This is a genomic window from Brevundimonas vesicularis, assembly GCF_032067225.1.
In the GTDB taxonomy this organism is placed as follows: domain Bacteria; phylum Pseudomonadota; class Alphaproteobacteria; order Caulobacterales; family Caulobacteraceae; genus Brevundimonas; species Brevundimonas vesicularis_F.
On the sequence record NZ_DAMBJX010000037.1, the window covers coordinates 1 to 10,371 of the forward strand.

7 protein-coding genes and 2 tRNA genes are annotated in these 10,371 nt (G+C 65.4%); 6 read left to right on the forward strand and 3 right to left on the reverse strand.

What is annotated here, in order from left to right; all coding sequences use genetic code 11:
* Together RT123_RS10620 and RT123_RS10625 are read right to left on the reverse strand one after the other, a co-directional pair.
* Nucleotides 1–2,272, reverse strand: a 2,272-nt coding sequence (locus RT123_RS10620; protein ID WP_313009113.1) for a monovalent cation/H+ antiporter subunit A, incomplete at its 3' end; no start/stop codon positions are given.
* Nucleotides 2,273–2,491: 219 nt separating this feature from the next.
* Nucleotides 2,492–2,566, reverse strand: a tRNA-Asn gene (locus tag RT123_RS10625).
* A gap of 44 nt (nt 2,567–2,610) precedes the next feature.
* Here RT123_RS10625 and RT123_RS10630 point away from each other — a divergent pair.
* Entirely contained in the window at nt 2,611–3,444 is an 834-nt protein-coding gene (locus RT123_RS10630) for an RNA methyltransferase (protein ID WP_313009115.1), read from the forward strand.
* Between the two features lie 48 nt (nt 3,445–3,492).
* Here RT123_RS10630 and RT123_RS10635 read toward each other — a convergent pair.
* Nucleotides 3,493–3,566: transfer RNA gene (locus RT123_RS10635), tRNA-Cys, on the reverse strand.
* Nucleotides 3,567–3,700: 134 nt separating this feature from the next.
* Between RT123_RS10635 and RT123_RS10640 the strand changes: the two genes are divergently transcribed.
* From RT123_RS10640 to RT123_RS10660, 5 genes are all read left to right on the forward strand, one after another.
* Nucleotides 3,701–4,330 (forward strand): protein-L-isoaspartate O-methyltransferase, encoded by a 630-nt coding sequence (locus tag RT123_RS10640; protein WP_313009116.1) that lies wholly within the window; start codon nt 3,701–3,703, stop codon nt 4,328–4,330.
* Between the two features lie 140 nt (nt 4,331–4,470).
* On the forward strand, nt 4,471–6,006 hold the full coding sequence (locus RT123_RS10645; protein ID WP_313009118.1) for a TolC family outer membrane protein: 1,536 nt from the start codon (nt 4,471–4,473) through the stop codon (nt 6,004–6,006).
* A 130-nt stretch (nt 6,007–6,136) separates the two neighbouring features.
* Nucleotides 6,137–6,742, forward strand: coding sequence for a DUF2497 domain-containing protein (locus tag RT123_RS10650; protein WP_313009119.1), 606 nt, complete (start codon nt 6,137–6,139; stop codon nt 6,740–6,742).
* Between the two features lie 119 nt (nt 6,743–6,861).
* The gene (locus RT123_RS10655; protein ID WP_313009121.1) at nt 6,862–9,588 is read left to right on the forward strand and encodes a valine--tRNA ligase; all 2,727 of its coding nucleotides are present in this window, start codon (nt 6,862–6,864) and stop codon (nt 9,586–9,588) included.
* A gap of 21 nt (nt 9,589–9,609) precedes the next feature.
* On the forward strand, nt 9,610–10,341 hold the full coding sequence (locus tag RT123_RS10660) for a TlyA family RNA methyltransferase (protein ID WP_313009122.1): 732 nt from the start codon (nt 9,610–9,612) through the stop codon (nt 10,339–10,341).
* The last annotated feature ends 30 nt before the right edge of the window (nt 10,342–10,371 follow it).

Here is a 10,371-nt window from a genome sequence, read left to right on the forward strand (position 1 = left end):
CCAGGATAACGTTGACGATGTTGCGCCCGCCCGCGTCTTTATAGGCGTGCTCGACGAAGAAGCGCGAAATCCCCTCGATCGATGGACGCGTCATGACGGCGTAGGAAATGGCCGCCAAGGACGCGCCGACGGCGGCGGCGATGATCAGATCGATACGGCGGCGGCGGCGAGACCGCTTCTCCATGGCCTGTGGCAGGCGAATGGTCTCCAGCCGTTTCGGCAGCCAGCGTAGGCCCAGCAGCAGCAGGACGGTGGTCACGACCTCGACCAGCAATTGGGTCACGGCCAGATCAGGCGCCGACAGCCAGACGAAGGACAGGCAACTGGCTAGACCCGCGCCGCCCATCAGAACCACGGCCGCCAGCCGGTGATATTTCGCCTGCCATGCCGCCGCGACTGCACAGCTGGCGCCGATCAGCCACAGACCGGCGAAGGCCCAGTTGGACAAGGTCAATGTCGGCATGATCGGGCGGATCACCAATCCGGCGCCGATCGCCGCCAGCCCGCCCGCCAGCAGGGCGACCAAGACGATGGCCCTCAGCTGTGCCTGTTGTCGTGTCGCCCCGAACAGACGAACCATCGCCTCCGATCCCTTGAACAGGCCAGTCATGGTTCGCTCGAACAACCAACCGCCGTTCAGACGCTTCCAGCCCCACGGTCCGCCGCGCGGGTTGGCGTTGATGCGTTTGCCGAAGACGACATAGAGACCCACGCCGCCGGCGAGGGCGATAAGGCTCAGCACCAGCGGCAGGTTGAATCCGTGCCACAGGGCCAGGCTGTAATAGGGCAGGTCAAAGCCCAGCACCGAAACGGCGGCGCTCTTCAGAAACGGCCCCACCGTCACAGCCGGGAAGATGCCGACGACCAGACACAGCGCGACAAGCACCTCGACGGGGCGACGCATCCAGGCGGGCGGCTCGTGCGGGATGCGATCCAACTCTGTCGGAGGCGGGCCGAAGAAGGTCGCGTGGATAAACCGCAATGAATACAGAACGCTGAAGGCGCTGGCCAAGGTGGCCAGGGCGGGCAGCAGCATGTTCAGGCCGTGCGTATGGGAGCTGGCCACCGCCTCGGCCAGGAACATTTCCTTGGACAGGAAGCCGTTTAACAGGGGCACGCCCGCCATCGCGGCTGCGGCCACCATGGCCAGGGTCGCCGTAAAGGGCATGAAGCGCAACAGACCGCTGAGCTTGCGCATATCCCGCGTGCCGGCCTCGTGATCGATGATGCCGGCGGCCATGAAGAGCGACGCCTTGAAAGTGGCGTGGTTCACCGTATGGAAGATGGCCGCAATGCAGGCCAGCGGACTGCCTAATCCTAGCAGCAGCACGATCAGGCCCAGATGGCTGATCGTCGAATAGGCCAGCAGGCCTTTGAGATCATGCTGGAAGATGGCGCACCAGGCGCCGAGCAGCAGCGTCGCCAGACCCATGCCGCCGACGATCAGATACCAGCTCTCGGACCCCGCCAGGACGGGCCAGAAGCGGGTCAGCAGGAAGATCCCTGCCTTCACCATGGTCGCTGAGTGCAGATAGGCGCTGACCGGCGTCGGCGCGGCCATGGCGCGGGGCAGCCAGAAGTGGAACGGGAACTGTGCGCTCTTGGTCATCGCGCCGAGCAGCAGCAGGATCAGCGCGGGCAGATACAGTGGGCTGGTCTGGATCGCCTCTCGCGACGCCAAGACGACATCGAGGTCGTAGCTCCCTACGATCCGCCCGATCAGAATCATGCCGACCAGCAGGGCGATACCGCCCATGGCCGTCACCGTCAGCGCCATGCGGGACCCTTCGCGCGCGGCGGGGTTCTGGTGCCAATAGCCGATCAGCAGGAAGGAAAAGAGGCTGGTCAGCTCCCAGAAGACGACCAGCTGGATCAGATTGCCCGACAGCACCACGCCCTGCATCGCCCCCATGAAGGCCAGCAGGAAGGAGAAGAACCGCGGCACCGGATCCTTCGGCGACATGTAGTAGCGGGCATACAGCACCACCAAGGCGCCGATCCCCAGGATCAGGGCGCTGAACAGCCACGACAGTCCATCCAGTCGCAGCACCAGATTGACGCCCAGCGACGGCAGCCACGGGATCTCGTGGCGCAGCGTCTCCCCGTCCTGGAACATCGGCCATAGCGCAGCCAGACACCCCAGGCTGACCAAGGCCACGATCCAGGACAAGATGGCGGCCGAGGTGCGTGCGTGACGCGGCAAGCCGGACGCGACGATGGCACCAAGGAACGGCAGGACCAGGATGACGACGAGAAGGAAGCTGATGGACATCGAGGCGGGGCGTCTCTCCTGGATCGTGAGGGATAGCTTTGCCAACGCTCGAGGTTGGGCAAGGTTCGCTTTGATCTACGGACAGGGGCGGGGTGCGTCAAAGCGACACCAGAGCGCGCCACATCCGCGCCTAGCAGCTCGGTCGTCGTGCGAAAAGGATCAGGTATTATGGAAAGTTTTCGACCTAACGCCTTGTCTGGCCTCAGTCTTTACCCCGAGTGGCTCCGCAGGTAGGATTCGAACCTACGACCAGCCGATTAACAGTCGGCTGCTCTACCACTGAGCTACTGCGGAACATCTGCTCGGGAGGCGGGCGTATAGCAGCGGCCGTTCTGATCTTGCAATGGGAAAACGAGCCAATCGAAACGATATTTATCGACGATCCCGACGACCCGCGTGTTGCGGCCTACCGCGATATCCGCGAGCGCGATCTGACGAGTCGTCAGGGACTGTTCATCGCGGAAGGGGAGGTGGTGGTGCGCGGACTTGCGTCGACGGCTTCGCGCTGTCGGCCCCTGTCGCTGCTGCTGGCGGAAAAGCGCGTTGCGGCCTTGGGCGATGTCATCACGTCTCTGCCGCCCGCGACGCCCGTCTATGTTGCGGGCCAAGCCGTGCTGGACCAGATCGCGGGTTTCGAACTGCACCGGGGCATTCTGGCCTTGGGCCAAAAGCCCCAGCCGCTGTCGCTGGATAAAATGCTGGCGGATATCAGGCCGCAGGACGTGTTCGTCGTGGCCAGCGGGATCGGCAACCACGACAATGTCGGCGGCCTGTTCAGGAACGCCGCCGCGTTCGGCGCCAAGGCGGTGCTGCTTGATCCGACCTGCTGCGACCCCTTTTACCGCAAGGCGATTCGCGTTTCGGTCGGTGCGGTGCTGCGCACGCCGTTCGTCGTGGCCTGCGCGACAGACATTATCGAGGCCCTGCAGCGGGCCGGCGTCGAGGTGTTGGCGCTGACGCCTTCGGCGACCGAGCGGCTTTCGGACTACAGGCGCGCCGGACCGGTCGCTCTGATGCTGGGGTCGGAAGGTCCGGGGCTGCCCAAGGATTTGATCGACCGTTGCCGGCCGATCGGCATCGCTATGGCGGGCGGGTTCGATTCGCTGAATGTCGCGGCGACCAGTGCGGTTGCGCTTCATCACCTGACGACGACGGCGCTCACTGGAAGCTGAAAACGCGAAGGCCGCCCCGAGGGGCGGCCTTCGTCCGTATCGTCGCGATGGAGGCCTGACCGGGAATCGAACCCGGGTGCAAGGATTTGCAGTCCTCTGCGTCACCACTCCGCCATCAGGCCGCTTTTTGTCCCCGATTTCTCGGCGGCGGTCATCGCGAGGGGCGTTCGCTATCAGATCGGATTGTCCGCTGCAACGCACGGACCTATAAGCGCGCGAGATTTCCTCCCGGATTATCGTTGAAGGCTGCCTACAGATGGATTTCACCGCAGAGCGCAAGGCCATGGTCGACTCGCAGGTGCGAGTGAACGACGTGACGGATCGCGCGATTCACCTGGCCATGATGGCCGTGCCGCGTGAAAAGTTCTGCGCGCCTGATCGCGCCTTCGCCGCCTATTCCGAAGAATCGGTGGTGATCGCGGGCGAGCGCCGCCTGATGCCGGCGCGTGATGTCGCCAAGCTGCTGCAAGCCGCCGATGCACGCGAAGGCGAGAAGGCCCTGGCGATCGCCGCGCCCTATGCCGCCGCGCTACTCGCCCGTATGGGCGTCAGCGTCACGGCTCAGGAATCGGACGACGCCGTTTTCGCCGTGGTCGGCGAGGCCCTGTCTGAAGCGGGCGTGGCGACCGTCGTTGCGCCGCTGGCTCAGCCGACCGGCGAAGGCTGGGACCTGATCATTTCCGAAGGCGGCGTCGAGAGCCTTCCCGAATCGTGGGGCGCGGCACTGCGTCCCGGCGGCCGGATCGTCGTGGTCGAACGCCGCGGCGCCATCGGCAAGGCGGCTCTGTATGTTCAGACGCGCGAAGGCCTGTCGCGCCGCGAACTGTTTGATTCGTCGCCAGCGGTCCTTGCCGAGCTGAAGCCCGCCCCCACTTTCGCGCTGTAAGACCAAAGAGACGCGCGGTTGCGACGGAAATCCCGTTCGCAACCGTGAAGAAAACTTAACTGGCGTGTGGTTCGGTCAGGCCGCAGTTACGCTTGAGAAAACATTCGGGCGTTCTTCGGAGCGTCACGCAAGGACGGACAATGTTGAAACGCTCGCGTGTGCTGGCTTCGGCCGCTGTGGTCGCCGTGATGACCGGTCTGGGCGCGCCGGCCTGGGCCGAGACGCTGCAGGACGCCATCGCCCTGGCCTATCGGACCAACCCCAACCTGCTGGCCCAGCGCGCCAACCAGCGTGCGCTGGACGAGACGGTGGTTCAGGCCCGGTCGGGCCTGCGCCCGACCATCGGCGCCTCGGCCGGTGTGGACTACACGCGCAGCGACTTCCCCGCCGTGACCCAGTTCGTCGATACGAACGGCGACGGCATACCTGATACCCAGGTCACGACCTCATCGTCCGAAACCGAAGGCGCCAATGTCGGCGTGAGCGTCAGCCAGAATGTCTGGACCGCCGGTCGCACCTCGCGCGCCATTGATCAGGCCCGCGCCAGCGTCCTGGCCGGCCGTGAGAATCTGCGTGAGATCGAGCAGTCGGTCATGCTGTCGGTGATACAGGCCTATGTGAACGTCACCCGCGACATGGAAATCCTGCGTATCCGTCAGGAGAACCTGACGGTGCTGCAACGCCAGCTGGAAGAAACCAGCGCCCGTTTCGAGGTCGGTGAGATCACACGCACCGATGTGGCTCAGGCCGAAGCTTCGCAGGCGCAATCCGAAGCCGATTTGGCGAACGCCCAGGCCCAGTTGTCCACGTCGCGCGCCGCCTATGCCGCCGTCGTCGGCCAATCGCCGGCCGATCTGGAAGCCGCGCCGATTTTGCCGGAGGTGCCCAGCGACTTCGACGTCGCCATCGAGACGGCGTTGCAGCGCAATCCTGCTGTCCTGGCCGCGACCTATCAGTTGCAAAGCGCCGAGGCAGCTGTCGCCGCCGCCCGTTCGGAGTATCTGCCGTCGGTGCGCGCCACCGCCTCCTATGGCGGTTCGACCAACGATCTGGGCGACCTGGGCGAACTGGCTGACCGTCGCAGCTTCACGGCCGGCGCCACCCTGTCCGTGCCGCTGTTCACCGGCGGTCTGAACCGCTCGCGCGTCGCCCAGGCTCTCGAGCGCGCCAACGCGGCCCAGATCGGCATCGAGGGCGAGCGCCGCACCGTGCTTCAGAACGTCAGCTCGGCCTATGCTCAGGTGCTCTCGACCCGCGCGACGGTCGCGGCCGGCACCGAAGCCGTTCGCGCCGCATCGGTCGCGGCCGAAGGCGTGCGCCAGGAAGCCCAGGTCGGTCTGCGCACCACGCTGGACGTGCTGAATCAGGAACTGGCCTTGCGCAACGCCCAGACTTCGGTCGCCAGCGCCCGCGCCGCCGAATACGTCGCCCGCGCTTCGCTGCTGGCCGCCATGGGCCAGTTGGAAGGCCCGGCGCTCAACCCGACGATCGAGGCCTATGATCCGGCTGCGAACTACGACCAGGTCAAGGGACGCGGCGGCCTGCCGTGGGACGGCGTGATCGAGACGCTGGACCGCGTGGCCTCGCCGCCGATCGTGACCACGCCGGACACCGCCGACGCGCCGATCGACGCTCAGCTCAAGGGCGAGGTCGTGCGCACGGCGCCGCAGAACTGACCGCGTCAAATACGGACGGAAACCGCCCGTTGATTCCGACGGGCGAAGATGCGACGACAAGGCACAGGTTTCGAGCGATCCATCGTTCGGCGCCCACCCCTTCTACCCAGGCCTCGCCCAAGGTTGCGCCATGACCGATCAGTCCGCCCAGGAACCGACCATGGAAGAGATTCTGGCGTCGATTCGCCGGATCATCTCTGAAGACGAGGCCCCGGCCGAAACGCCGGCTGCCGCCATGCCGGAAGCCACGCCTGAGCCGGTTCCCGAGCCGATCGCGGCCGAAAGTGTCTTCGCCGCTCCGGTTGAGCCTGTGTCGGAGCCCGCCGCCGTCGAAGACGACGTGCTGGAACTGACCGACCGTTATGAGGCGCCGGCCGAGACCATCGGCGATCTGGACGTGGTCGAACATTCGCCCGCGCCCTATCAGCCCGAGCCTGAACCCGCGCCGGCTTACAAATCGATTCCCGAGCCGGCCCCGGCTTATGACACATTGGTCGGCGACAGCGCCGCCGCCAGCGCCGCCTCGGCCTTTGCGGGCTTGGCCGCCAGCTTCAAGAAGCCTGAGCCGGCTCCGTCGGCCTCCGGCGACCTGCCCTTCGTCAGCGGCAACACCGTCGAGGCGATGGTCGCCGAGATGCTGCGCCCGCTGCTGAAGGACTGGCTGGACAACAATCTGCCCGGCGTCGTCCAGGCGGCGGTACAAAAGGAAGTCGAACGCATCGCGCGCAGCGCCTAGCCCTTCGCTTCGGCCCAGACTAATCCGAGGGGCGGCTCCTGAAGGGGCCGCCCTTTCGCATTTCGATACGCTCATGTAGCGACGCGCCGCGCGCGGAGCGTTAGCAAAAAAGAATGACGATGCTTGAGAAGACCTTCGAACCCCAGGCCGCCGAGCCCCGCCTTTACGCCCAGTGGGAAGAGAGCGGCCTGTTCGCGCCCCGCACTGACGGCGCCGCCGAAGCCTATTCGATCGTCATTCCGCCGCCTAACGTGACCGGCAGCCTGCATATCGGCCATGCGCTGAACAACACGCTGCAGGACATCCTGGCCCGCTATCACCGGATGAAGGGCAAGGCGGTGCTGTGGCTGCCTGGCACGGACCACGCCGGCATCGCCACCCAGATGGTGGTCGAGCGTCAGCTTGCCGCCGCCGGCAATATCGGTCGCCGCGACATGGGCCGCGACGCCTTCATCGACAAGGTTTGGGAATGGAAAGCCGAGAGCGGCGGAACCATCGTGCGTCAGCTGCGCCGTCTCGGCGCCTCGTGCGACTGGTCACGCGAGCGGTTCACCCTGGACGAGGGGCTAAACGCCGCCGTCCGCAAGGTCTTCGTGCAACTGCATAAGGAAGGCCTGATCTATCGCGACAAGCGGCTGGTGAACTGGGACCCGCATTTTCAGACCGCCATCTCGGACCTGGAGGTCGAGCAGCGCGAAGTCGACGGCGCCTACTGGCATTTCGCCTATCCGCTGGCCGACGGCGTCATCTATGAACATCCCATCGCCCTCGACGAGGACGGCAAGGCGACCGAGTTCGAGACGCGCGACTTCATCGTCGTCGCCACGACCCGACCCGAGACCATGCTGGGCGACACCGGCGTGGCGGTGCATCCGGATGACGAACGCTACGCCGGCCTGGTCGGCAAGTTCGTGACCCTGCCGATCACCGGCCGTCGCATACCCATCGTCGCGGACGACTATGCCGATCCGACCAAGGGCTCGGGCGCGGTGAAGATCACGCCGGCGCATGATTTCAACGACTTCGGCGTGGGTAAGCGCGCCGGCCTGCCGTCGTTGAATATCCTCGACGCTTTCGGACGCATCACGGATGTTGATACGCCCGACGTACCTGCGGACTACGTCGGTCAAGACCGCTTCGCCGCGCGCAAGGCCATCGTCGCCCGCGCTGAGGAAGAGGGCTGGCTGCGCGAGATCGAGAAGACCAAACACGTCGTCCCGCACGGCGACCGCTCCGGTGTGGTCATTGAGCCGTGGCTGACGGACCAGTGGTACGTCGATGCCAAGGTTTTGGCCCAGCCCGCGCTGAAGGCGGTGGAGCAGGGCGATACTGTGTTCGAGCCCAAGTCCTACGAGAAGATTTATTTCGAATGGCTGCGCAACATCGAACCTTGGTGCATCTCGCGCCAGCTGTGGTGGGGGCACCGCATTCCGGCCTGGTATGGTCCGAACGGCGAAATCTATGTCGCCGAAACGGAAGAGGACGCCCGCGAACAGGCGATGGCGGACTATGATTCCGAGGTCGCCCTGACCCAGGACGAGGACGTTTTGGATACCTGGTTCTCCTCGGCCCTGTGGCCGTTCTCGACCATGGGCTGGCCCGAGAAGACCGAGGATCTGGAGCGGTTCTATCCGACCAGCGACCTGGTCACGGCGGCGGACATCATCTTCTTCTGGGTCGCCCGGATGATGATGATGGGTCAGCACTTCATGGGCGAGGTCCCATTCAAGCGCGTCATCATCAATGGCCTCGTCCGCGACGAGAAGGGTCAGAAGATGAGCAAATCCAAGGGGAACGTCATCGATCCCCTGGGCATCATCGACGAGCTGGGCGCCGATCCGCTGCGTTTCACCATGGCCATCCTGTCGGGCACGCGGGACATCAAATTGTCGAAACAACGGATCGAGGGATACCGCAACTTCGGCACCAAGCTGTGGAACGCCGCGCGCTTCAGCCAGATGAACGAGGCGCGCCGGGTGGCGGGCTTCGATCCCGCGAGCGTTGACCAGACAATCAACCGCTGGATCCGAGGCGAGCTGGCCAAGGCCGAACGCGCGGTGTCCGAAGCTATCGAAGGCGGACGGTTCGACGATGCGGCGGGCGCCCTCTATCGCTTCGTCTGGAATGTGTTCTGCGACTGGTACCTGGAACTGGCCAAACCGGTGTTCCAGGGCGCTGATGAAGCCGCCAAGGCCGAGACGCGGGCGATGACCGCCTGGACGCTGGATCAGACGCTGAAGCTGCTGCATCCGGTCATGCCCTTCATCACCGAGGAACTGTGGGCCGAACTGGGCAAGGAGGGGCCCGCACGCGACGGCTTGTTGATCGGCGCCGAGTGGCCGGTGCTGCCGGACGCCTTCATCGACGCCTCGGCCGAAGCCGAGATCGGCTGGCTGGTCGATCTGGTCAGCGAGATTCGCGGCCTGCGCGCCGAGATGAATGTGCCGCCGTCGGCCAAGCCGCCGCTGGCCTTTGTCGCGCCCGACGCAGTGACGGCTGAGCGAATCGCCCGCCATCGCGATCTGATCCTGACCCTGGGCCGGGTGTCCGAGGTCGGCTCGGCTGACGCGGCGCCGACAGGGGCTGTGACCTTCGTGTCCGGCGGTTCGACCATCGCCTTGTCCTTGGCGGGCATCATCGATCTGACCGCCGAACGGGCCCGTCTGGAGAAGGAAATCGCCGCCTTCGACAGCGACATCGGCCATGTGAACAAGAAGCTGGGCAACCCCAACTTCGTGTCTCGCGCCGCGCCGGAAGTCGTCGACGAACAGCGCGCAAAGCTGGCCGAGGCCGAGGCGGGCAAGGTCAAGCTGCAGGCGGCGCTGGCGCGTCTGGCGTCGCTTTGACGCCCTGATGAAAGCAAGGCCGTGAAGACGCGGATTGATCAGCTTCTGGTCGCACGCGGCCTGTTCGACAGCCGCTCGCAAGCGCGCGCCGCGATCGAGGCGGGGCTGGTTCTGGCCGACGGCGTGATCGTGCGGAAGGCGTCCGAACAGTTCGCGGACGACATCGCGCTGGAGGCCCAGCCCGCCCACCCTTGGGTCGGGCGTGGCGCGCTGAAGCTGGACCACGCGCTGACCCTGTGGCCCGTCCTCGTGAAGGGCAGGGTGGCGCTGGATGTCGGCGCATCGACCGGCGGCTTTACCGAGGTTTTGCTGACCCGTGGCGCGGCGAAGGTGTTCGCCGTCGATGTCGGCTTCGGGCAGATGCACGCACGGGTGTCGTCCGATCCACGCGTAATCAATCTGGAGCGCACCGATGCGCGGGACCTTACGGAAAATCTGATCCCGCAGCCGCCCTCACTGGTCGTCTGCGACGCCAGTTTCATTAGCCTGATCAAAGTGCTTCCAGTCGCGCTCGATCTTGCAACCCCTGGCGCGGAGCTGGTCACCCTCGTCAAGCCGCAGTTCGAGGCCGATGGCCCGGGCGGCGGCAAGAAGGGCGTGATCAAGGATGCGAGGGCGCATGCGGCGGCCGTGGAGCGCGTGCGCGACTGGCTGGAAGCGTTGGGTTGGGCGGTTCAGGCGACAACCGAAAGTCCGATCACCGGTGGCGACGGCAATCTTGAGTTCCTGCTCTGGGCAAAGAAGCCGGGCTAGGGCCGTAACCCCCAAAACGGGCTCAAGTAG

What these genes read in the sequence shown, in the direction of transcription:
- RT123_RS10640 (WP_313009116.1), top strand. Translation starts at nt 3,701, where the DNA reads ATGGATTTCACCGCAGAGCGCAAGGCCATGGTCGACTCGCAGGTGCGA.
- RT123_RS10645 (WP_313009118.1), top strand. Translation starts at nt 4,471, where the DNA reads ATGTTGAAACGCTCGCGTGTGCTGGCTTCGGCCGCTGTGGTCGCCGTG.
- RT123_RS10650 (WP_313009119.1), top strand. Translation starts at nt 6,137, where the DNA reads ATGACCGATCAGTCCGCCCAGGAACCGACCATGGAAGAGATTCTGGCG.
- RT123_RS10655 (WP_313009121.1), top strand. Translation starts at nt 6,862, where the DNA reads ATGCTTGAGAAGACCTTCGAACCCCAGGCCGCCGAGCCCCGCCTTTAC.